This window comes from Streptomyces pseudovenezuelae (assembly GCF_001513955.1).
GTDB classification, from domain to species: domain Bacteria; phylum Actinomycetota; class Actinomycetes; order Streptomycetales; family Streptomycetaceae; genus Streptomyces; species Streptomyces pseudovenezuelae.
In genome coordinates this window covers 195470-217658 of sequence record NZ_KQ948149.1, presented here as the reverse complement: position 1 = coordinate 217658, position 22189 = coordinate 195470, and the positions used below count along the sequence as shown (strand labels likewise).

At 72.1% G+C, this 22189-nt stretch carries 20 protein-coding genes; 11 read left to right on the top strand and 9 right to left on the bottom strand.

Annotated elements, in window-relative coordinates:
- Nucleotides 1–112: 112 nt before the first annotated feature.
- The 4 genes from modA to AQI94_RS44660 all read left to right on the top strand — a co-directional run bounded on the left by modA (nt 113) and on the right by AQI94_RS44660 (nt 3741).
- Complete coding sequence (modA, locus tag AQI94_RS25325; RefSeq protein WP_031057424.1) at nt 113–931, top strand: molybdate ABC transporter substrate-binding protein; 819 nt, start codon at nt 113–115, stop codon at nt 929–931.
- Nucleotides 928–1791 (top strand): molybdate ABC transporter permease subunit, encoded by an 864-nt coding sequence (modB, locus tag AQI94_RS25320; RefSeq protein ID WP_031057428.1) that lies wholly within the window; start codon nt 928–930, stop codon nt 1789–1791. The genes modA and modB overlap by 4 nt, the downstream gene beginning before the upstream one ends.
- A 610-nt stretch (nt 1792–2401) precedes the next feature.
- Nucleotides 2402–3481: an ABC transporter ATP-binding protein gene (locus tag AQI94_RS25315; RefSeq protein WP_031057433.1), complete on the top strand. Its 1080-nt coding sequence runs from the start codon at nt 2402–2404 to the stop codon at nt 3479–3481.
- Between the two features lie 116 nt (nt 3482–3597).
- Entirely contained in the window at nt 3598–3741 is a 144-nt protein-coding gene (locus AQI94_RS44660; RefSeq protein ID WP_158806425.1) for a hypothetical protein, read from the top strand.
- Between the two features lie 244 nt (nt 3742–3985).
- Here AQI94_RS44660 and AQI94_RS25305 read toward each other — a convergent pair whose 3' ends face one another.
- On the bottom strand, nt 3986–4420 hold the full coding sequence (locus AQI94_RS25305; RefSeq protein WP_031057439.1) for a DUF6299 family protein: 435 nt from the start codon (nt 4418–4420) through the stop codon (nt 3986–3988).
- A gap of 241 nt (nt 4421–4661) precedes the next feature.
- On the opposite strand from AQI94_RS25305, the gene AQI94_RS25300 reads away from it, so the two are divergent.
- Nucleotides 4662–4856 carry a DUF5999 family protein gene (locus tag AQI94_RS25300; protein ID WP_031057442.1) on the top strand — a complete coding sequence of 65 codons (195 nt, stop codon included), beginning with the start codon at nt 4662–4664 and terminating at the stop codon, nt 4854–4856.
- A 127-nt stretch (nt 4857–4983) separates the two neighbouring features.
- Here the strand turns inward: AQI94_RS25300 and AQI94_RS25295 are convergent, their stop codons facing one another.
- The gene (locus AQI94_RS25295; RefSeq protein ID WP_031057445.1) at nt 4984–5382 is read right to left on the bottom strand and encodes a RidA family protein; all 399 of its coding nucleotides are present in this window, start codon (nt 5380–5382) and stop codon (nt 4984–4986) included.
- On the bottom strand, nt 5379–6557 hold the full coding sequence (locus AQI94_RS25290; protein WP_031057447.1) for an acyl-CoA dehydrogenase family protein: 1179 nt from the start codon (nt 6555–6557) through the stop codon (nt 5379–5381). Before AQI94_RS25290 ends, AQI94_RS25295 begins: the two co-directional genes overlap by 4 nt.
- 163 nt (nt 6558–6720) lie before the next feature.
- Here AQI94_RS25290 and AQI94_RS25285 point away from each other — a divergent pair, with 163 nt between their 5' ends.
- The 3 genes from AQI94_RS25285 to cysC all read left to right on the top strand — a co-directional run bounded on the left by AQI94_RS25285 (nt 6721) and on the right by cysC (nt 9806).
- Nucleotides 6721–8313 carry an AMP-binding protein gene (locus tag AQI94_RS25285; RefSeq protein WP_031057453.1) on the top strand — a complete coding sequence of 531 codons (1593 nt, stop codon included), beginning with the start codon at nt 6721–6723 and terminating at the stop codon, nt 8311–8313.
- A gap of 15 nt (nt 8314–8328) precedes the next feature.
- Nucleotides 8329–9141 (top strand): PaaX family transcriptional regulator, encoded by an 813-nt coding sequence (locus AQI94_RS25280; RefSeq protein ID WP_031057456.1) that lies wholly within the window; start codon nt 8329–8331, stop codon nt 9139–9141.
- A gap of 113 nt (nt 9142–9254) precedes the next feature.
- The gene (gene cysC, locus AQI94_RS25275) at nt 9255–9806 is read left to right on the top strand and encodes an adenylyl-sulfate kinase (protein WP_031057459.1); all 552 of its coding nucleotides are present in this window, start codon (nt 9255–9257) and stop codon (nt 9804–9806) included.
- Between the two features lie 73 nt (nt 9807–9879).
- On the opposite strand, the gene AQI94_RS25270 is transcribed toward cysC, so the two are convergent.
- On the bottom strand, nt 9880–12174 hold the full coding sequence (locus AQI94_RS25270) for a bifunctional salicylyl-CoA 5-hydroxylase/oxidoreductase (RefSeq protein WP_078902925.1): 2295 nt from the start codon (nt 12172–12174) through the stop codon (nt 9880–9882).
- Complete coding sequence (locus AQI94_RS25265) at nt 12159–12986, bottom strand: enoyl-CoA hydratase family protein (RefSeq protein ID WP_031057464.1); 828 nt, start codon at nt 12984–12986, stop codon at nt 12159–12161. Before AQI94_RS25265 ends, AQI94_RS25270 begins: the two co-directional genes overlap by 16 nt.
- A 307-nt stretch (nt 12987–13293) precedes the next feature.
- Between AQI94_RS25265 and AQI94_RS25260 the strand changes: the two genes are divergently transcribed.
- Entirely contained in the window at nt 13294–13746 is a 453-nt protein-coding gene (locus AQI94_RS25260; protein ID WP_031057468.1) for an ATP-binding protein, read from the top strand.
- A gap of 3 nt (nt 13747–13749) precedes the next feature.
- Here AQI94_RS25260 and argF read toward each other — a convergent pair whose 3' ends face one another.
- Together argF and AQI94_RS25250 are read right to left on the bottom strand one after the other, a co-directional pair.
- Complete coding sequence (gene argF / locus AQI94_RS25255; RefSeq protein WP_031057470.1) at nt 13750–14757, bottom strand: ornithine carbamoyltransferase; 1008 nt, start codon at nt 14755–14757, stop codon at nt 13750–13752.
- An 80-nt stretch (nt 14758–14837) separates the two neighbouring features.
- Entirely contained in the window at nt 14838–16061 is a 1224-nt protein-coding gene (locus AQI94_RS25250) for an arginine deiminase (RefSeq protein ID WP_031057474.1), read from the bottom strand.
- A 122-nt stretch (nt 16062–16183) separates the two neighbouring features.
- On the opposite strand from AQI94_RS25250, the gene AQI94_RS25245 reads away from it, so the two are divergent.
- Nucleotides 16184–17188 (top strand): SPFH domain-containing protein, encoded by a 1005-nt coding sequence (locus AQI94_RS25245; protein WP_062229942.1) that lies wholly within the window; start codon nt 16184–16186, stop codon nt 17186–17188.
- Nucleotides 17185–18075: an NAD(+)/NADH kinase gene (locus tag AQI94_RS25240; protein WP_031048214.1), complete on the top strand. Its 891-nt coding sequence runs from the start codon at nt 17185–17187 to the stop codon at nt 18073–18075. Before AQI94_RS25245 ends, AQI94_RS25240 begins: the two co-directional genes overlap by 4 nt.
- A gap of 50 nt (nt 18076–18125) precedes the next feature.
- Here AQI94_RS25240 and AQI94_RS25235 read toward each other — a convergent pair whose 3' ends face one another.
- Together AQI94_RS25235 and AQI94_RS25230 are read right to left on the bottom strand one after the other, a co-directional pair.
- Nucleotides 18126–20669, bottom strand: coding sequence for a polynucleotide kinase-phosphatase (locus AQI94_RS25235; protein ID WP_031048211.1), 2544 nt, complete (start codon nt 20667–20669; stop codon nt 18126–18128).
- A complete protein-coding gene (locus AQI94_RS25230; protein ID WP_031048208.1) occupies nt 20666–22144 on the bottom strand; it encodes a 3' terminal RNA ribose 2'-O-methyltransferase Hen1 in 1479 nt (492 codons plus the stop codon). The genes AQI94_RS25235 and AQI94_RS25230 overlap by 4 nt, the downstream gene beginning before the upstream one ends.
- Nucleotides 22145–22189: the final 45 nt, after the last annotated feature.

The following is a 22189-nucleotide window of genomic DNA, read 5'->3' as shown; positions in this document are numbered from 1 at the left end:
TTTTGCCTGGCATCTGCGCCAGTATGATCGACGTACACGCGGATCGCCGACGAGCGGGACCGCCGGGACGCAGGTGATCGTGTCCGTGAGGACCAGAGGGAGTGGACCCGTGATGACCCCTACCGCGCGCCGGAGCCAACGGGCCCTGCGGACGGCCGGCCTCGGTGCCGCCGCGCTGCTGGCCCTGAGCGCCTGCTCGTCGTCCGGCTCGGACTCCTCGTCGGCGAAGCCGGACTCCTCCGCCTCGGGCCGGCTCTCCGGCACGGTGACCGTCTTCGCCGCCGCCTCCCTCCAGGAGAGCTTCACGACGCTGGGCAAGCAGTTCGAGCAGGCCCACCCGGGCACGAAGGTCACTTTCAGTTTCGGCGGCAGCGACTCGCTGGCCGCGAGCATCACCGGCGGCGCCCCGGCGGACGTGTTCGCCTCGGCCAGCCCCAAGACGATGAAGATCGTCACGGACGCGGGGGGCGCCTCCGGCACGCCCGTCACCTTCGCGCGCAACCAGCTGGAGATCGCCACCCTGCCCGGAAATCCGGACAAGGTCGGCTCGCTGAAGGACCTCACCGACAAGAGCCTGAAGGTCGTGCTGTGCGACAAGGAGGTGCCCTGCGGCGCCGCCGCGCAGAAGGCCCTCGATGCGAGCAAGCTGAAGCTCACGCCGGTCTCCTACGAGCAGGACGTCAAGTCCGCGCTGACGAAGGTCGAACTGAAGGAGGCCGACGCGGCCGTCGTCTACAAGACCGATGTGCACGCGGCGGGTGACAAGGTGGAGGGCGTGGAGTTCCCCGAGTCCGCCGACGCCGTCAACGACTACCCGATCACCCTGCTCAAGGGCACACAGCACGCGGAGACCGCGAAGGCGTTCATCGCGCTCGTGCGGTCCGCCGAGGGCCAGAAGGTGCTGACCGGGGCCGGGTTCCTGAAACCGTGAGCCCCACCGGCAAGGCCGCTGCCGCGTCCGAGCCCCTGCGGGGTGGGCCGCGGCGCCGCCGTGTCCGGACGCCCGGCGGGCGCCGCGGTGTGCCTCTGCCGCTGCTCGTGCCCGCGCTGATCGGCGTGGCGTTCCTGACCGTGCCGCTGGTCGCCCTGCTCGTACGGGCCCCCTGGCGCGCCATGCCCGAACAGCTGACCGGCACAGCCGTGTGGCAGGCGCTCCAGCTGTCCCTGGTCTGCGCCACGGCCGCGACCGCGGTGAGCCTGGTGCTCGGGGTCCCGCTGGCCTGGCTGCTGGCCCGTGTCGAGTTCCCCGGCCGGGGTCTGGTCCGTGCCCTGGTCACCCTGCCGCTGGTCCTCCCGCCGGTCGTCGGCGGTGTCGCCCTGCTCATGGCGCTGGGGCGCAACGGGGTCGTCGGGAAGTGGCTGGACGCCTGGTTCGGGATCACGCTGCCGTTCACCACCGCCGGGGTCGTGGTCGCCGAGGCGTTCGTCGCGATGCCCTTCCTCGTCATCAGCGTCGAGGGCACGCTGCGGGCCGCCGACCCGCGCTACGAGGAGGCGGCGACCACCCTGGGCGCCTCCCGCTTCACCGCGTTCCGGCGGGTCACGCTGCCGCTGATCGCGCCGGGTGTGGCGGCGGGGGCCGTACTGGCCTGGGCACGGGCGCTCGGCGAGTTCGGCGCGACGATCACTTTCGCCGGCAACTTCCCGGGCCGTACCCAGACCATGCCGCTCGCCGTCTACCTCGCCCTCCAGAGCGACCCGGAGGCGGCCATCGCCCTCAGCCTGGTGCTGCTGGCCGTGTCGGTGGCGGTGCTGGCGGGGCTGCGCGACCGTTGGATGGCGACGGGATGACAAGGATCGACGGCGGAGGGCCGGCCGGGAGCGTGGATCACGGGAGGCGCGACTGGCACGTCTGGCGCGACATGCGCGACATGCGCGACTGCGGCGACACCGGGACCGCCCGGACCGCCGACCACCGCACGACACGGACCGGCCCCCTTCCAGCCGCCGCGACCGACGCCGCCGTCGCGCACCACACAGCAGGCGGTCGTGCGGCCGGCACTGGGGACGGGCGGACGACGCGGACTGGTGGCGGGTGGCCGACCTCGATCGGTGACGGGCGGACGATGCGGACTGGTGGCGCATGGCAGACACCGACCGGTGACGGGCAGACGACACCGACCGGTATACGGCGGCCGACACCCACCGATGACGGGCGGACGACGCGAACCGGCAGCGCTTGGCCGACACCAACCGGTGACCGACAGACGGCACCGACCCGCAGCGCTTGGCAGACACCAACCGGTGACGGGCAGACGACACCGACCGGTAGATGGCGGCCAACACCCACCGATGACGGGCGGACGACACTGACCGGCAGCGCGGGGCAGACACCAGCCGGAGACAAGCGAACCGCACCGACCGTTCCGGCGGGACGACGGACGGGTCCGGTGACCGCCCCATGACCGGCGGAGTCCGAATCACCGCCCCGGGCGCCCCTCAGGACGGTCTCGACGCCCGACTGGTCGTGGAGCGCGGCGCCTTCCGCCTCGACGTCTCCCTGTCCGTCGCCCCCGGCGAGGTCGTCGCCCTGCTGGGTCCGAACGGCGCCGGAAAGACCACCGCCCTGCGCGCCCTCGCCGGGCTCACCCCGCTCACCGACGGCCATCTACGGCTGGACGGCGCCGCGTTGGAGGGGACGCCCGCGGAGTCCCGCCCGGTCGGTGTCGTCTTCCAGGACTATCTGCTCTTCCCGCACCTCACCGCACTCGACAACGTCGCCTTCGGCCCGCGCTGCCAGGGCGCGAGCAAGGCGCAGGCACGGGCACGCGCCGCCGAGTGGCTCGACCGTATGGGTCTCGCTGCCCACGCGGGCGCCAAGCCCCGCAAACTGTCCGGTGGTCAGGCCCAACGCGTCGCCCTGGCCCGCGCGTTGGCCACCCGCCCCCGGCTGCTGCTCCTCGACGAGCCCCTGGCCGCCCTCGACGCCCGCACCCGTCTGGAGGTCCGCGCCCAACTCCGGCGCCACCTGGCCGAGTTCGAGGCCGTCGCCGTACTCGTCACGCACGATCCGCTGGACGCCATGGTCCTCGCCGACCGTCTCGTGGTCGTCGAACACGGCGAGGTCGTCCAGGAGGGCGCCCCCTCCCACATCGCCCGCCATCCGCGCACCGACTACATCGCCCAGCTGGTCGGCCTGAACCTCTACCGGGGGGAGGCCGACGGGCACACGGTCCGCCTCGACACCGGGCCCGCGCTCACGACCACGGAAGACCTCACGGGGCCCGTGTTCGTCGCGTTCCCGCCGAGTGCCGTGACGCTCTACCGCGAACCCCCCGCCGGTTCGAGCGCCCGCAACCACTGGCGCTGCGAAGTGGCCGGCCTGGAGACCCACGGCGACCAGATCCGTGCCGCCCTCACCGGCGAGCTCCCTCTCGCGGCGGACCTCACGACGGTGGCCGCTGCCGAACTGGACCTGCATCCGGGCGCGGAGGTCTGGGCCGCGGTCAAGGCGACGCAGACGCACGCGTATCCCGTCTGAGGAAGGGGCCGCCCCCAGGGCCGAGCCGACGGCTCACTGGTGAGCACTGCTCTCGGACCTCACCCGAACGGCCGTCCGGACAGGCTGCCCGCCCCGCCCCTTCCTAGCGTGAACACATGCGGGGTGCGTCGACCCGGCCCCTCACCAAGGGCACCCCCGTCAAAGCGCCGGATCGCCGGATCGCCGGATCGCCGAAGGAGGAGACCATGACTCTGACCGTCCTCGAACATGTCTCCGACGCGAAGGCGGACGTCCGGTGACGGCCGCGCACACCCCGCCCGCACGGCGGTGCGTCAGCCGGCACTCCGGTCCGCGGGACGGGGAGGAGTGCGGCGCCCGCGCTCGCTTCGAGATCGCCTGCCACGCCCGGCCACCCCTGGTCGTGTGCCCCCAGCATCTCGGCCCTGCGCTGCTGTTGGCCGACGGGGTGCTGTGGCCTCCGGAGATCGCGCTCGTGCGATGACCGCCCGGTGACGGGCGGCCACCGCCGCCCGGGAGCCGGGCTCAGCCCTTCGTCAGGGTGATGTCCCGCTGCTCGGCCGCGTGGAAGCGGGGCAGCGGCAGGCCGCCCTGGAGGCTGAGTTCCATGAGGGTGGCCTCGACGTGCGCCGCACCCGGTTCGAGGGCGCCCTGGGTGGGCTTGCCCGTGTTCTCCCAGCTGTGCTCCACGCCGTCGCACAGCGCGCGGGTCCCGCCGATGCCGTACCGGCTCGACGAGGAGCGCCCGCTCACGGAGGAGCTCACGAACACGGGGCCCGAACCGGCGGTGCAGCGGTAGGTGCCGGACAGGGTCACGGTGCCGTCCTCGGCGATACGGCCGACGGGGTCGACGGTGACGGTCTCGTACGGGGCGGCGCTCGCCGGCAGCGCGGGGGCGACCAGCAGGAACAGCGCGGCACCGGCAGCGGCGGCGGCGGCGAGAGCGGGGCGAACGGACACGGGGTACCTCCCGGATGAGTGGAACGGGGGCCTCCACTGCTACCGGGAACCCGCCCGGACAGCCGTGACCGTCACTCATTCGGTGGCGAGTCCGCACCGAGCGTCGTGGAACCGTCCGAGAGTTGTCCGCGTGTTGTCACGCTTCATGTCGGGCCGTTCCGATGAGTTCGCGACGGGAGCATGGTCTACCCATACGGATACGGACCCCATAGGGACGGTCCGCCCACTGTGGAGGTGCGCCATGTGTTCTCACCGGTCTTCGTGCGCTTCGTCCGACGACATCACTCCGCACATCGTCGCCGCCCACCCCGAGCAGGGCTGGAACCTGCTGTGCGACGGCGCGATCGTCTTCGACGACACCGGCGAGCTGCTGCCCGACGGCCGCGTCGTCGCCCCGCACCGGGTGCCGACCGGTGCGCTGGCCGTCGCCGCCTGATCACTCGCGCGGCCCTGCAGCCGTGCGGCCGTCAGACCTGCGGCCGTGCAGCCCTGCGGCCTCAGGAAGACCGCCACGCCGGTCACCCGGCTGACCACACCGCTCGCCTCCGCCGTCAGCACCGCGGCTAAGACAGCACGGCGAATCCGTCCAGCTCCACCGCCGCCTGGTCGTCCCACAGCCGTACGACCTCCACGACGGCCATCGCCGGATAGTCACGGCCCGCCAACGTCCGCCAGATGCGGCCGAGTTCGCCGACATGGGTGCGATAGGCCGCGATGTCGGTGGCGTAGACGGTGACCCGGGCGAGGTCGGCGGGCGTGCCGCCGGCCGCTCGCAGAGCCGTCAGCAGGTTCGTGAGCGCGCGTTCGAACTGCTCGGGGAGGGTCTCCCCCACCACCTTGCCGTCGGCGTCGAGTGCGGTCTGCCCCGCGAGGAAGACCACCCGGGACCCGGTGGCGACGACCGCGTGGGAGAAGCCGGTGGGCGGGGACAGTTCGGGCGGGTTGATGCGCTCGGCGCTCACGGCACCTCCAGGTCGGCGTACAACTCCTTGGCGATGATGCCCCGTTGGACCTCGCTCGCCCCTTCGTAGATGCGCGGGGCGCGCACCTCCCGGTACAGGTGCTCCAGCAGGTGACCGCGCTCCAGGGCACGGGCGCCGTGGAGTTGGACGGCGGTGTCGACGACGTACTGCGCGGTCTCGGTGGCGAGCAGCTTCGCCATCGCCGCGCGCTTGGGCACGTCCGGGGCGCCTTCGTCGTACGCCGTCGCCGCCGCGTACACCATGAGGCGGGCCGCGTCCGTGCGCAGGGCCATCTCGGCGACCGTGTGGGCGACGCTCTGGAGGTCCCGCAGCTTGCCGCCGAAGGCGTCCCGTCGGGAGGTGTGCGCGAGGGTGGCGTCCAGTGCCGCCTGCGCCATGCCGAGCGCGAAGGCGCCGACGCTGGGCCGGAAGAGGTTGAGGGTGCCCATGGCGACCCGGAAGCCCCGGTCGACCTCCCCGAGGACGTCGTCGGCGCTCACCGGCACGGCGTCGAAGGCGAGGGCGCCGATGGGGTGCGGGGAGAGCATGTCGAGGGCGGTGCCGGTGAGTCCGGGACGGTCGGCGGGTACGAGGAACGCGGTGACTCCGCGGGCCCCGGCGCCGGGGGTGGTGCGGGCGAAGACGGTGTAGAAGTCGGCCTCGGGGGCGTTGGAGATCCAGCACTTCTCCCCGGTGAGCCGCCAGCGGGAGGGGCCGTCGGGGGCGGCGACGGGCTGGTCCGCCCCCGAGCCGGCGGGCGTGGCGGCTTCCGGCTCGGCCCGCAGCGACAGCGCCGCCGCGTCCGATCCGGCCCCGGGCTCGCTCAGCGCGAACGCGGCCACCGCACTGCCCTCGCCGACCGCCGGCAGCCAGCGCTCCCGCTGGGCCGGGGTGCCGTGGGCGTGGACGGGGTGGGCACCTAGGCCCTGGAGGGCGAGGGCCGTCTCCGCCTCCGTGCAGGCGTGGGCGAGGGACTCCCGCATCAGGCAGAGGTCGAGGGCGCCGGCGGTGAACAGCCGTTCCAGCAGGCCCAGTCGACCGAGTTCCGCGACCAGCGGACGGTTCACATGCCCCGGCTCGGCCTTCTCCGCGAGCGGGCGCAGCCGTTCCGCGGCCAGGGCACGCAGCTCCGCACAGCGGGCGGTCTGTGACGGTTCGAGCGAGAATGCGGGCATCGCCGGTCCCCTCTCGTCGACAGGACCCTACGACAGTATCGCGTGCCGTTGACTGTCGTCACCAACACGATACGCTCCTCGTACGAGCCCACCATCGACGCCCACAAGGCGGCCCACGCGGCCATGCGGTCACGCGGCCCACAAGGCAAGGGGGCGACCCGCCATGAACGTCTCGGCCCACGTCGACACTTTCGCGCGCGACCACCTCCCGCCCCCCGACCAGTGGCCGGAGCTCCGCTTCGACCTGCCGGAGCTGCGGTACCCCGATCGGCTGAACTGTGCCGCCGAGCTCCTGACGGGCCCGCCCGACGACGCCCCGGTCTTCCACACCCCGGCCGGGGACACATGGACGTACGCCACACTCCGCGCCCGGGTGGACCGGCTCGCGCATCTCCTCAGCGGCGACCTCGGGGTCGTTCCCGGCAACCGTGTCCTGCTGCGCGGCCCGACCACCCCCTGGCTCGCGGCCTGCTGGCTGGCGGTGCTGAAGGCGGGCGCGGTCGCCGTGACCGTGCTGGCCCAGCAGCGCCCGCACGAGCTGGCCACCATGTGCGAGATCGCGCGCATCGAACACGCCCTGTGCGACATACGCGCCGTGGACGACCTCGCCAAGGCCGAGATACCGGGCCTGAGGATCACGACGTACGGCGGCGACGCCCCCGACGACCTCCTGAACCGCGAGGCGCCCGGGACGCCGTACCCCGCCGTGGAGACCGCGGCCGACGACGTGGCGCTGATCGCCTTCACCTCCGGGACCACCGGGCGCCCCAAGGGCTGTATGCACTTTCACCGGGATGTGCTCGCGATAGCCGACACCTTCTCCAAGCATGTGCTCAAACCACATGGGGACGATGTCTTCGCCGGCAGCCCCCCGCTTGGATTCACCTTCGGGCTCGGCGGACTGGTGATCTTCCCGATGCGCGCGGGCGCCAGCTCCCTTCTCCTCGAACAGGCCCATCCGAAGCAGTTGCTGCCGGCGATCGCCGAGCATCGCGTCTCCGTCCTGTTCACCGCCCCCACCGCCTACCGCGCGATGCTCGACGAGCTCGACGCGTACGACCTCTCGTCCCTGCGCCGCTGCGTCTCCGCCGGGGAGAACCTGCCCGCGGCCACCTGGCGGGCCTGGCGGGAGCGGACCGGGCTGCGGATCGTCAACGGCATCGGCGCCACCGAACTGCTGCACATCTTCGTCTCCGCGGCCGACGAGCACATCCGGCCCGGGACGACCGGGGTGCCGGTGCCCGGCTGGCACGCGCGCGTGGTCGACGAGACGGGTCACGAGCAGCCCGACGGCGAGCCCGGGCTGCTCGCCGTGCGCGGCCCCGTCGGCTGCCGCTATCTCGCCGACCCCCGTCAGCGCGACTACGTGCGCGACGGGTGGAACATCACCGGCGACACATACATCCGCGAGAACGACGGGTACTTCCGCTATGTGGCCCGCGCGGACGACATGATCATCTCCGCCGGGTACAACATCGCCGGACCGGAGGTCGAGGATGCCCTGCTGCGGCATCCGGACGTGGTCGAGGCGGCGGTCGTGGGAAGGGCCGACGAGGCTCGCGGCCAGGTCGTCGTCGCCTTCACCGTCCTCAAGGAGGGCGCCGGGCGCGACGCGGAAGCCCTGCGCGCCTTCGTCAAGGCCGAACTGGCGCCCTACAAATGCCCGCGCGAGATCGTCTTCCTGGACGCGCTGCCGCGCACGGCGACCGGCAAACTCCAGCGGTTCCGATTGCGCACCCATGGTGACCAGCAGTGATCCACACGACCTAAGATGATCAACGTGTCCGACCAGCATGCACCACGGTCTCTCATCGTCACGCTCTACGGAGCCTACGGCCGCTTCATGCCGGGCCCCGTGCCCGTCGCCGAGCTGATCCGGCTGCTGGCCGCGGTCGGCGTGGACGCCCCCTCCGTACGGTCCTCGGTGTCCCGCCTCAAACGGCGCGGCCTGCTGCTGCCGGCCCGCACGGCCCGCGGCGCCGCCGGGTACGAACTGTCACCGGACGCCCGCCAGTTGCTCGACGACGGCGACCGGCGCATCTACCCGGTGACTCCGCCCGAGGACGAGGGCTGGGTGCTCGCCGTGTTCTCGGTGCCCGAGTCGGAACGGCAGAAGCGGCATGTGCTGCGCTCACGGCTGGCCGGCCTCGGCTTCGGCACGGCGGCCCCCGGGGTGTGGATCGCCCCCGCACGGCTGTACGAGGAGGCCCGGCACACCCTCCAGCGGCTGCGGCTCGACCCGTACGTGGACTTCTTCCGCGGCGAGCACCTCGGTTTCGCGGCGACCGTCGAGGCGGTGGGCCGCTGGTGGGACCTGGCCGCGATCGCCAAGGAGCACGAGGCCTTCCTCGACCGCCACGCGCGCGTGCTGCGCGACTGGGAGGAGCGGGCCGACACACCGCCGGATGAGGCCTACCGCGACTACCTCCTCGCGCTCGACTCCTGGCGGCATCTCCCCTACACCGATCCCGGCCTGCCCGCCCCCCTGCTCCCGGAGGACTGGCCGGGCCAGCGGGCGGCGGCGGTGTTCCGAGGCCTGCACGAGCGGCTGCGGGACGCGGGGGCCACGTTCGCCGGCTTGTGATCCCGGACACATCACGGTCCCCTAAGACAACCCTCAGGCTCCTCTGCCCCTCTTCTCAAGTTTCTTACCTAGCGTCCCCCGGGTCGTCGTGAGAAAGAAGAGGACCGTTGCGCATGACCACCACGGCAAGGGCTCGGGGAGCCACCGTCTGGCTCACGGGACTGCCGAGCGCGGGCAAGACGACCATCGCCCGCCTGCTCGCCGACCGGCTGCGGACCGAGGGACGTCGGGTGGAGGTCCTGGACGGCGACGAGATACGCCGCTTCCTCTCCGCCGGCCTCGGCTTCTCCCGCGAGGACCGCAACACCAACGTCCAGCGGATCGGCCTGGTCTCCGAGGTCCTCGCGCGCAACGGCGTCCTGTCCCTCGTGCCGGTGATCGCGCCCTACGCCGACAGCCGTGAGGCGGTGCGCGAGCGGCACGACGCGAGCCGGACGCCGTATGTCGAGGTGCATGTGGCGACGCCGGTCGAAGTGTGCGGCGAACGGGACGTGAAGGGGCTCTACGCCCGGCAGGCGGCGGGCCGGCTGACCGGACTGACCGGGGTGGACGACCCGTACGAGCCGCCCGCGGCCCCCTCGCTGGTGCTCAGGACGCAGGACCAGACGCCCCAGGAGTCGGCCGACGCCGTGTACGCGGTGCTGGCGGAGCGGGGGCTGGTGTGAGCGGCTCGGGTCCGTCCCGTCTGGGGCGACGCTGACCGCCGGCATGGTCGGCCTTGCCTGACGGGCGGTGCCCTCAAGTCCCCAGCGTGAGCCGGGGCTTGGGGGCGTCCGTGCGTCCGGTCTGCGGCCGTCGGCTGCCCGCGCGGTACGGATCGGGCCAGACCACGCCGGGACCGTCGTACCCCTGCTCGGCTGCCGCGTGCAGGGTCCAGTGCGGGTCGTACAGGTGCGGGCGGGCCAGCGCGCACAGGTCCGCCCGGCCGGCCAGGATCAGTGAGTTGACGTCGTCCCAGGAGGAGATGGCGCCGACCGCGATCACCGGGAGGCCGGTCTCGTGGCGGATCCGGTCGGCGTACGGCGTCTGGTACGAGCGGCCGTACTCCGGGTGCTCCTCGGCCACGACCTGTCCGGTGGACACGTCTATGGCGTCGGCGCCGTGCGCGGCGAAGGCGCGGGCGATCTCCACGGCGTCCTCGGCCGTGTTGCCGCCCTCGGCCCAGTCGGTGGCGGAGATGCGGACGGTCATGGGCCGTTCCTGCGGCCACACTCCCCGGACCGCGTCGAAGACTTCGAGCGGGAAGCGCAGGCGCTTGGCGAACGAGCCGCCGTAGGCGTCGGTGCGCCGGTTGGTCAGCGGGGAGAGGAAGCCGGAGAGCAGGTAGCCGTGGGCGCAGTGCAGTTCGAGAAGGTCGAAGCCGGCCCGGGCGGCACGCCAGGCGGCCGCCGTGAACTGCTCGCGGATATCGGTCAGTTGGGCGCGGCCGAGCTCGCGCGGGGTCTGGTTGAAGGGCTTGTGGGGGATCGGGGAAGGCGCCACGACGGGCCAGTTGCCCTCCGGCAGGGGTTCGTCGATGCCCTCCCACATCAGCTTGGTCGAGCCCTTGCGGCCGCTGTGGCCGAGCTGCAGGCCGATCGCGGTGCCCGGTGACCGCGCGTGCACGAAGTCCGTGATCCGCTTCCAGGCCTCGGCCTGTCTGCCGCTGTAGAGACCGGTGCAGCCGGGTGTGATGCGCCCCTCGGGCGAGACGCACACCATCTCGGTCATCACCAGCCCGGCGCCGCCGAGGGCCCGGGCGCCCAGGTGGACCAGGTGGAAGTCGCCGGGGACGCCGTCGGTGGCGGAGTACATGTCCATCGGCGAGACCACGACCCGGTTGCGCAGGGTCAGACCGCGCAGCCGGAACGGCGTGAACATCGGGGGCGTGCCGGGCGGGCAGCCGAACTCGCGCTCCACGGCGCCGGTGAAACGCGGGTCGCGCAGGCGCAGGTTGTCGTGGGTGACGCGGCGGCTGCGGGTTAGCAGGTTGAAGGCGAACTGGCGGGGCGGCTGGTCGAGGTACAGGCCGAGGTTCTCGAACCACTCCAGGCTGGCGCGGGCGGCGCGTTGCGTGGAGGCGACGACGGGTTTGCGCTCCGCCTCGTAGGCCGCCAACGCCCCCTCCAGCGACGGCTGTTCCTCAAGGCAGGCGGCCAGGGCGAGGGCGTCCTCCACGGCGAGCTTGGTGCCGGAGCCGATGGAGAAGTGGGCGGTGTGGGCCGCGTCGCCGAGCAGCACGGTGTTGCCGTGCGACCAGTGTGCGTTGACCACCGTGCGGAAGGTGGTCCAGGTGGAGTTGTTGGAGCGCAGGGGGCGACCGCGGAGGGCTTCGGCGAAGATCTTGGCGCAGCTCTCCGTCGACTCCTGCGCGGGGACCTCGTCGAAGCCGGCGGCCTTCCAGACCTCCTCGCGCATCTCGATGATCACGGTGGAGGAGTCGGGGGCGTAGGGGTAGCCGTGGAGCTGCATCACGCCGTGCTCGGTCTCGGCGATCTCGAACCGGAAGGCGTCGAAGGGGAAGTCGGCGGCGAGCCAGATGTAGCGGCAGTGGTGCGGGGTCACATGGGGGCGGAACACATGGCCGAGGCGTTGGCGAGTGGTGCTGTTGACTCCGTCGGCTGCGACGACCAGGTCGTGGGTCCGGGCCAGGTCGGCCGGGGCCTCGGTGCCGAAGCGCAGGTCGACGCCGAGAGCGCGGCAGCGGGTGTGCAGTATGGCGAGGAGTCGCCTGCGGCCCAGTGCGGCGAAGCCGTGACCTCCGGAGGTGTGCCGCAGGCCCCGGTGCACGATGTCGATGTCGTCCCAGCGGACGAAGTCCTCGCACAGTGCCGCGTAGACCTCGGGGTCCGCGTGCTCGATGCCTCCCAGGGTCTCGTCGGACAGCACCACGCCGAAGCCGAAGGTGTCGTCGGGGGCGTTGCGTTCCCACACGGTGATGTCCCGCCCGGGGTCGAGCCGTTTCAGCAGGGCCGCCGCGTACAGGCCACCGGGGCCGCCGCCGATGATCGCGATGCGCCGGACGGGAGTGGGCATGATCACCGCCCCTTCCATTTCGGCGGGCGCTTCTCCGTGAATGCCGCGTGGAACTCCCGGTAGTCCTCGCCGTTCATCAGCAGGGCCTGGGTCGCGGCGTCCAGTTCCACCGAGGCCGCGAGCGGCATGTCCAGCTCCGCCGTCAGCAGTGCCTTCGTCTGGGCGTACGCGAGTGCCGGACCCTCGGCCAGGCGACGGGCCAGGGTCTGCGCGGCCTCGTCCGCGCCGCCCTCCGCCGTCAGTTCGCTGATCAGGCCGATGCGCTCGGCCTCGGGGGCGCGGACCGGCTCGCCGAGCATGAGGAGACGGGTGGCGTGGCCGAGGCCGACCACGCGGGGCAGCAGGTAGGCCGCGCCCATGTCGCCGCCGGACAGGCCGACCCGGGTGAACAGGAAGGCGAAGCGGGCCGAGGGGTCCGCCACCCGGAAGTCGGCCGCCAGGGCGAGGACGGCCCCCGCACCCGCCGCCACCCCGTGCACGGCCGCGATCACCGGGAAGGGGCACTCCCGTACGGCCCTCACGACCTGGCCCGTCATCCGGTTGAAGTCGAGGAGCTGGGCGGTGTCCAGGGCGAGGGTGGCGCCGATGATCTCGTCGACGTCACCGCCGGAGCAGAAGCCGCGGCCCTCCCCGGCCAGGACCAGGGCCCGGACGGAACGCTCGCGGGACAGCTCGGCGAGCAGGTCGCGCAGGTCGGCGTAGGCGCCGAAGGTGAGCGCGTTGAGTTTGTCGGGACGGGCGAGGGTGACCGTGGCGACCCCGTCGGCGAGGTCGACGCGCAGGTGCTGCCAGTGGGGGGTGCGGGCGGCGGAGCCGGTGAAGGGGCTCATGTCCGTGCGGCCTCCTCGTGCTCGGGCTGGGTGCGAGGTTCGAGGTGCGCTCTTCCCTTCGAAGCTATCACTCATCTTTGACTGTCGTCACGAGTGCGCGATAGGAGCATCCCGATGTGACCTGGCCGCGTCACATCCGTCACGGCTCGTCGACAGACCGGCAACGGCGGGATCAGCCGTGCGAGGCAAGCCGTTGCTACGGGTAAGCCGCCTGCCAACGGGGCCGAAGGTCCCGTGCGGCGCCCGCCGGACGACACCGCCGACGGCGCCGTACCATTCATACGGTTGAAAGCAGGACAGCCTGCTCATGAACGGAACCGCCTTGCAAGATCGCCCCCCAGCCTCCGCCTCCTGGCGCATCGCGCTGCCGCATTCCGCCGCGGCCGTGCCCGTGGCGCGCGCTCTGGTCCGCACCGCGCTGGCGGAGCTGAAGCACGGGGCGGACTGCGACACCGCGGAGCTGCTGACGGCCGAGCTGGTGGCGAACGCCGTGGAGCACACGGCCGGCGACACCCCGATAGAGCTGGTCGTGGAGCTGCTGCCGACCGGCTGCCAGGTGGAGGTGCACGACCCCGACCCGGCACCCCCGGGCCACCTGACCCACCCGGACACCAGGGACCCGGACCCCTGGCAGGAACACGGCCGGGGACTGCTCCTGATCAGGGCGCTCAGCTCGTCGTGCGGGCACCGCCCGACCGAGACCGGCAAGGCGGTGTGGTTCCGGCTGCCGGTGGTGCCGCCGCAGTGGCACCCGGCGTGACGCTCAGGCCAGCGTCGCGACCAGCACGGCCTTGATCGTGTGCAGACGGTTCTCCGCCTCGTCGAACACGACCGAGTGCGCCGACTCGAACACCTCGTCCGTGACCTCCAGGGACTCCAGCCCGTGGGTCTCGAAGATCTCCTGCCCCACCTTCGTACCGAGGTCGTGGAAGGCGGGCAGGCAGTGCAGGAACCTGACGTCCGCGTTCTCCGTGGCCCGCAGCACGTCCATGGTCACCGCGTACGGCGACAGCGCGGCGATCCGCTCGTCCCACACGTCCTTCGGCTCCCCCATGGAGACCCAGACGTCGGTGGCGACGAAGTCCGCCCCGCGCACGCCCTCCTCCAGCGACTCCGTGAGGGTGATCCGCGCCCCGCTGTCCACGGCGAGCGCCCGCGCCCGCTCGACGACGTCCGGAGCGGGCCAGTAGGTCTTCGGCGCGACGATCCGCACGTCCATCCCGAGCAGCGCGCCGGTGACCAGGTACGAGTTGCCCATGTTGAACCGCGCGTCCCCGAGGTAGGCGAACGCGATCTCCCGGACCGGCTTCGCGGTGTGCTCGGTCATCGTCAGCACGTCGGCCAGCATCTGGGTGGGGTGCCAGTCGTCGGTGAGCCCGTTGTACACCGGCACCCCGGCGTACCCGGCCAGCTCCTCCACCTTCTGCTGGCTGTCCCCGCGGTACTCGATCCCGTCGTACATACGACCGAGCACGCGCGCGGTGTCCCGTACGGACTCCTTGTGGCCGATCTGCGAGCCGGAGGGGTCCAGGTACGTCGTCGAGGCACCCTGGTCCGCCGCCGCGACCTCGAACGCGCAGCGGGTGCGGGTCGAGGTCTTCTCGAAGATCAGCGCGATGTTCTTCCCGCTCAGGTACCGCGTCTCGGCCCCCGCCTTCTTGGCGGCCTTCAGCTCGGCCGCCAGCTCGACCAGGCCGAGGAACTCCTCGGCCGTGAAGTCGAGCTCCTTGAGGAAGTGGCGCCCGGCGAGGGCGGTGGGAACGGTCGCCATGGGGGCGCTCCAGAGGGACGGACGAGAACAGGACCCTGGAAGTCTATACGATGTTCAGCATTTCTATACAGCCGCCCTTTCTATACGGCCGCCCTCTCCACCGGACAGCTCATGCAGCGCGGTCCGCCCCTCCCCCGGCCCAGCTCGCTGCCCGGGATCTCGATGACCTCGATGCCCTGCTTGCGCAGATGGGTGTTGGTGGTGGCGTTGCGCTCGTAGGCGACGACGACACCGGGCTCGACGGCGAGGACGTTGCAGCCGTCGTCCCACTGCTCGCGCTCGGCCGCGTGCACGTCCTGGGTGGCGGTCAGGACCCGGATCTCGCTGAGCCCGAGCGCGGCGGCGATCGCGCGGTGCATGTGCTCCGGCGGGTGGTCGGTGACCTTGAGCTCCTTGTCGCCGACGCCCGGTTCGATGGTGTACGAGCGGAGCATGCCGAGCCCGGCGTACTGGGTGAAGGTGTCGCCGTCGACCATCGTCATCACGGTGTCCAGATGCATGAAGGCCCGCCGTTTCGGCATGTCGAGGGCCACGATCGACTGCGCGGAGCCCTCGGCGAACAGCTTGTGCGCGAGCATCTCGACGGCCTGGGGCGTGGTCCGCTCGCTCATACCGATCAGGACGGCGCCGTTGCCGATGACGAGGACGTCGCCGCCCTCGATGGTGGACGGGTAGTCGGCCTGCCCCTGCGACCAGAGGTGGAACGTCTCGTCGCGGAAGAGCGGGTGATGGCGGTAGATCGCCTCGAAGTGGACCGTCTCGCGCTGCCGGGCCGGCCACTTCATGGCGTTGACGGAGACCCCGTCGTATATCCAGGCGGAGGTGTCCCGGGTGAACAGGTGGTTGGGCAGCGGGGCGAGGAGGAAGTCGTCGAGGTCCATGACGTGGAAGCGCACGGAGGTCGGCTCCGGGTGCGCGTCCAGGAACTCCCGCTTGGTCATCCCGCCCACGAGGGCCTCCGCGAGTTCCGCGGCGGGCAGCGCCTCGAAGGAGGCCCTGAGGTGGTCGGTGGCCAGCGGGCCGTACTCCTTCTCGTCGAAGACGCGGTCGAGCACGAGCGACCGGGCCGCCGGGACCTCCAGGGCCTCGGTGAGCAGGTCGCCGAAGAGGTGCACGGCGACCCCGCGGTCGCGCAGCACGTCGGCGAACCCGTCGTGCTCGGCGCGCGCCCGGCGCACCCAGAGCACGTCGTCGAAGAGCAGTGCGTCCTTGTTGCTGGGGGTGAGCCTTTTGAGCTCGAGATCCGGCCGGTGCAGGATGACGCGGCTGAGCCGCCCGGCTTCGGAGTCGACATGGAATCCCATGCCTCCATCCTGACCACCGAGGAGCCTGTTGACCCCTGGGTCCGCCCGGATTTCTCTTCTCGTCCCGTTGACGACAACCCTTCACGCGAGTTATCGTCCACTAGACGAAAAGAGGGGTTTCGATGGCCGACATCACCCGGCGCCTCGGCTGGCGCCATCTGCGCGGCGCGCCCACCGCGCACATCCGCCACCACCGCGGCGGCACGCTGCTGCACGACGGTCCGGGGCTCAGCTTCTGGTTCCGCGCCCTGACGGCCGCGCTCTCCGAAGTGCCGGTGGACGACCGCGAGTTGGCCATGACCTTCCACGCCCGTACGTCCGACTTCCAGGACGTGGCGGTGCAGGCGACCGTGACCTACCGGATCGGCGACCCGGCACTGGCCGCCGCTCGTATGGACTTCTCGATCGACCCGGACACCGGGGTCTGGCGGGGGGCGCCGCTGGAGCAACTGGGCACGCTGCTCACGGAGACGGCCCAGCAGCACGCGCTCGACGTACTGGCCCGGACCCCCCTGTCCTCCGCCCTGGTCGACGGTGTGGCGGCGGTGCGCGAGCGGGTCGCGGCGGGCCTGGACGCCGAGCCACGGCTGCCCGCCACCGGCATCGAGGTGGTCGCCGTCCGCGTGATGGCACTGAGACCCGAGCCGGAGGTGGAGCGGGCCCTGCGCACCCCGGCCCGCGAACAGATCCAGCAGGAGGCCGACCGCGCGACCTACGAACGCCGGGCCGTGGCCGTGGAGCGCGAGCGGGCCATCGCCGAGAACGAACTGGCCAGCCAGATCGAACTCGCCCGCCGCGAGGAGCAGTTGGTCGAGCAGCGCGGCACGAACGCGCGCCGGGAGGCGGAGGAGCACGCGGCGGCGGACGCGGTACGGGCCGAGGCGGAGGCGACGCGTTCGGTACGGCTGGCGCGCGCGGAGGCCGAAGGAGCGCGCGCGGTCGGCGACGCGAAGGCACAGGCGCAGGCCGCCTGGTTGCAGGTGCACGCGGATGTCGAGGTCGCCACCCTGCACGCCCTGGCCGGGACCCGGCTCGCGGAGAACCTGCCGCACATCGACAGCCTGACGATCTCCCCGGACGTGCTGACGGGCCTCCTGGCCAAGCTGGGCGCACGGGAGCCGGAGTGAGTCTCGCGCCACGGGCCGTCCTGGTCCATCGCACCACGGAGTACGCGGAGTTGGTGGCCCACCACGGCACCCACGGCCAGGCCGCCTTCTTCCTCGCCTCCCGGGGCCGGGACATCGCGGAGGTCGCCGAACGCCATGAGCGCACCCGGCGCGCACTCGCCGAGGTGACCGCCGCGATTCCGCTGACCTGGCGTCAGGCCCGGGTGGAGCGGGCGGACCTGGACCGTTTCCTGTTCGCTCCCGAGGACGTCGTGCTCGTGGTCGGCCAGGACGGACTGGTGGCGAACGTGGCCAAGTACCTGTCCGGCCAGCCGGTGCTGGGCATCGACACCGAGCCCGGCCGCAACCCCGGCGTCCTGGTACGGCACCGCCCGCGGGACACGGCGGAGCTGCTGGCGGTGGCCGGTGCGAGTGTCCAGGAGCTGACGATGGTCGAGGCCGTCGCGGACGACACCCAGCGGCTCGTCGCGCTGAACGAGATCTACCTGGGTGCCGCCGGTCACCAGACCGCCCGATACCGCCTGGGCCTGGAGGGCGACGGGGGTGTCGTCGAGGCCCAGGCTTCGTCCGGGGTGCTGGTGGGGACGGGGACCGGGGCCACGGGCTGGCTCCGGTCCGTGTGGCAGGAGCGGGGCGCCGCCCTACGGCTGCCCGCCCCGACGGAGACCCGCCTGGTCTGGTTCGTCCGCGAGGCCTGGCCCTCCCCGGCCACCGGCACCTCGCTGACCGCCGGCGAGCTCCCCGCCCCGGCCCGCCTGCGCCTCACCGTCGAGTCCGAGCGCCTGATCGCCTTCGGGGACGGGATGGAGGGCGACTCCCTGGAGCTGACCTGGGGGCAGACCGTGGAGGTGGGCGTGTGCGGGGAGCGGTTGCGGTTGGTGGGGTGAGGGGTGGGGGGTGACGACAGGTCACCCCCCACCACGCCCGGACCCGCGGCTCACAGTCGCGGGTCGACCGGCTCCGACTCCAGCGCCAGCACCCCGAACACCGCCTCGTGGACCCGCCACAGCGGCTCGCCCTCCGCCAGCCGGTCCAGGGCCTCAAGGCCCAGCGCGTACTCGCGGATCGCGAGGGAGCGCTTGTGGTTCAGGAACCTCTTGCGCAGCCGGTCGAGGTTCTCCGGACGGGTGTACTCGGGGCCGTAGATGATCCGCAGGTACTCCCGGCCGCGGCACTTGATGCCGGGCTGCACCAGGCGACCCTCCGTGCTGCGGACCACCGCCCCGAGCGGCTTGACGACCATGCCCTCGCCGCCGCGGCCGGTCATCTCCAGCCACCAGTCCACGCCCGCCCGCACCGACTCCGGGTCACCGGTGTCGACGTAGAGGCGTCGCGTGGTCTGGAGCAGGCCCGTGCTGTCGTGCTCCACCATGCGGTCCAGCAGGGCCAGCTGCTCGTCGTGCGGGAGCCCGGCGAGGCTGCGGCCCTGGACGGCGAGGATCTGGAACGGTGCCAGGCGGACGCCGTCCAGGCCCTCGGTGGTCCAGCAGTAGCGGCGGTACGCGTCGGTGAACGCGGCGGCGTGCACGGCGCGTTCCCGCTGGCGGGCCAGCAGGTCGGCGACCTCGACACCGCGCGCCGCGGCACCCTCCAGCGCGGCCAGCGCGCCCGGGAACACCGCCCCGGACGCGGCACCGACCGCCGCGTACTGCGAGCGCAGCAGGCCCGAGGCCTTCAGCGACCACGGCATCAGCTCGGCGTCCAACAGCAGCCAGTCCGTGTCGAGTTCGTCCCACAGTCCCGCCTCGGCGACCGCCGCCCGCAGCCGGTCCAGGATCGATTCCGTGACCGACTCGTCGTCGAAGAACGGGCGGCCGGTACGGGTGTAGAGGGAACCCGTCGGACCCTCCACGCCGAAGCGCCTGCGGGCCGTCTCCGCATCCCGGCACACCAGGGCCACGGCCCGCGAGCCCATGTGCTTCTCCTCGCACACGACCCGCTCGACCCCGTCCCCGGCGTACTGCGCGAACGCCTCCGCCGGGTGCTCCAGATAGCCCTCGACCCGCGAGGTCGCCGTGGGCGCCATGGTCGGCGGCAGGTAAGGCAGCAGCCGCGGGTCCACCGCGAAGCGGCTCATGACCTCCAGGGCCGCTGCCGCGTTCTCCTCCCGGACGGCGACCCGGCCCTGGTGCCGGGTCTCGACGGCCCTGCGGCCGTGCACGTCGGCGAGGTCGAGCGGCCGGCCGTCGTGCCCGCCCGGGGCCTCGGACCTCAGCGGCTTCGTCGGCTCGTACCAGACCCGCTCCGCCGGTACGTCGACCAGCTCCCGCTCCGGCCAGCGCAGTGCCGTGAGCTTGCCGCCGAAGACCGCGCCGGTGTCCAGGCAGATGGTGTTGTTGAGCCAGGTCGCCTCCGGGACCGGGGTGTGGCCGTAGACCACGGCCGCCCGGCCGCGGTAGTCCTCCGCCCACGGGTAGCGCACCGGCAGCCCGAACTCGTCGGTCTCACCGGTGGTGTCGCCGTACAGCGCGTGCGAGCGGACCCGGCCGGAGGTGCGGCCGTGGTACTTCTCCGGCAGACCGGCGTGACAGACCACCAGCCGGCCGCCGTCGAGGACGTAGTGGCTGACGAGGCCGTCGATGAACTCCCGCACCTCGGCCCGGAACTCGTCGGAGACGCTCTCCATCTGCTCGATGGTCTCCGCGAGGCCATGGGTGTGCTGGACCTTGCGACCCTTCAGGTAACGGCCGTACTTGTTCTCGTGGTTGCCCGGCACACACAGCGCGTTGCCCGACCTGACCATCGACATCACGCGCCGCAGCACACCAGGGCTGTCCGGTCCGCGGTCGACGAGGTCACCGACGAAGACCGCGGTACGGCCCTCGGGGTGGACGCCGTCGGTGTAGCCCAACTTGCCGAGCAGCGACTCCAGTTCGGCGGCGCAGCCGTGGATGTCGCCGACGATGTCGAAGGGGCCGGTGAGGTGGGTCAGGTCGTTGAAGCGCTTCTCGGTGACGACGGTGGCCTGCTCGATGTCGGCCACCCCGCGCAGGACGTGCACCTTGCGGAAGCCCTCGCGCTCCAACTGCCTTACCGAGCGCCGAAGTTCGCGGATGTGGCGCTTGATGACCCGGACCGGCATGTCGACCCGGTCGGTGCGGCCCGCGTTGCGCTCGGCACACACCTCCTCGGGGACGTCGAGCACGATGGCGATCGGCAGGACGTCGTACTGCTTGGCCAGGTCGATCAACTGCCGTCGGGAGTCCGACTGCACGCTGGTCGCGTCGACGACCGTGCGGCGGCCGGCGGCCAGGCGCTTGCCCGCGATGTAGTGCAGGACGTCGAAGGCGTCCTTCGTGGCGCCCTGGTCGTTCTCGTCGTCGGAGACCAGACCACGGCAGAAGTCGGAGGAGATCACCTCGGTCGGCTTGAAGTGCCGGCGCGCGAAGGTGGACTTGCCGGAGCCGGAGGCGCCGACGAGGACGACGAGGGAGAGGTCGGTGACGGGGAGCACCCGTCCCCTGGTCTGTGTCTCGCTCATGCGGCCTTCGCCTCCTTCTCGGTCCTGATCACGGCTGTGCCCAAGGTGAAAACGGCCATCTGCGTGGGCGGTCCCACTTCCGGGTCGTCCGGCCCCACGGGCACGAACTCCACGTCGTAGCCGTGCCGTTCGGCCACCGCCGACGCCCAGGCCCGGAACTCCTGCCGGGTCCACTCGAAGCGGTGGTCGCCGTGCCGGACGTGCCCGGCCGGGAGCGACTCCCAGCGGACGTTGTACTCGACGTTCGGGGTCGTCACGAGGACGGTCCGCGGGCGGGCCGCGCCGAACACCGCGTACTCCAGGGCGGGCAGCCGCGGCAGGTCGAGGTGCTCGATCACCTCGCTGAGCACGGCGGCGTCGTACCCCTTGAGCCGCTTGTCGGTGTACGCCAGCGAGCCCTGGAAGAGCTGGACGCGGGAGGCCATCCGCTCGCCCATGCGGTCCAGCTTCAGCCGCCGGGAGGCGATGGTCAGCGCCCGCACCGACACGTCGACGCCGACGATCTCGGTGAACTTCGGGTCCTTGAGCAGTGCCTGCACCAACTGGCCCTGTCCGCAGCCGAGGTCGAGGACGCGGGCGGCACCGGCGGCGCGCAGCGCCTCCAGGATGGCCTCGCGGCGTTGCACGGCGAGCGGGGTCGGCTTCTCCTCGGTCTCCGTCTCCGCCTCGACGGCGTTGTCGATGTCCTCGACCTCGCTGTCGTCGGCCTCGGCGAGCCGCACCAGTTCCAGGCGTTCCATCGCCTCGCGCGTCAGCGACCAGCGACGGGACAGGTAGCGGCTGGTGATCAGCTTCTGCTCCGGGTGCCCGGGCAGCCAGCCCTCACCGGCCCTGAGCAGCTTGTCGACCTCGTCGGAGGCCACCCAGTAGTGCTTGGCGTCGTCGAGGACGGGGAGCAGGACGTACAGGTGACGCAGGGCCTCGGCGACGGTGAGCTGCGTGGACTCCAGTTCGAGGCGGACGTAGCGCGAGTCGCCCCACTCGGGGAACTCGCTGTCCAGGGCCACCGGTTCGACGGTCACGGTCCAGCCGAGCGGCTCGAAGAGACGCCGTACGAGCTCGGGACCGCCGCGGGCCGGAAGCGCCGGTACCTCGATGCGCAACGGCCGGGGCTGCGAGGGCAGTTCGGGCTTGGCGGCGCACACCGCGCGCATGGCGCTGGAGAAGACCGCGCTCAGCGCCACCGCGAGCAGCGAGGAGGCCGCGTAGGGGCGGTCGTTGACGTACTGCGCGAGGGCCGAGTCCGGGGCGCCGCCGCGTCCCTTGCCCTTGCCGCGCCTGACCAGCGCCACCGCGTCGACCTCCAGCAACAGCGCCGCCGTGCAGCGCTGATCGTCCGCCTCGGGATACAGGACGTGCGCCCTGCCGTAGGAGGTGGAGAACGCCTGCGCCTTCTCGGGATGCTTGTGCAGCAGGTAGCCGAGGTCGGTGGCGGGGCGCTCGGGAGTGCCGGTGGTACTGATCGTCAGAAACATGCGAGTGGCCTCTCCGGCCGGTGGAAGGGACTGGGTGCCGTACGC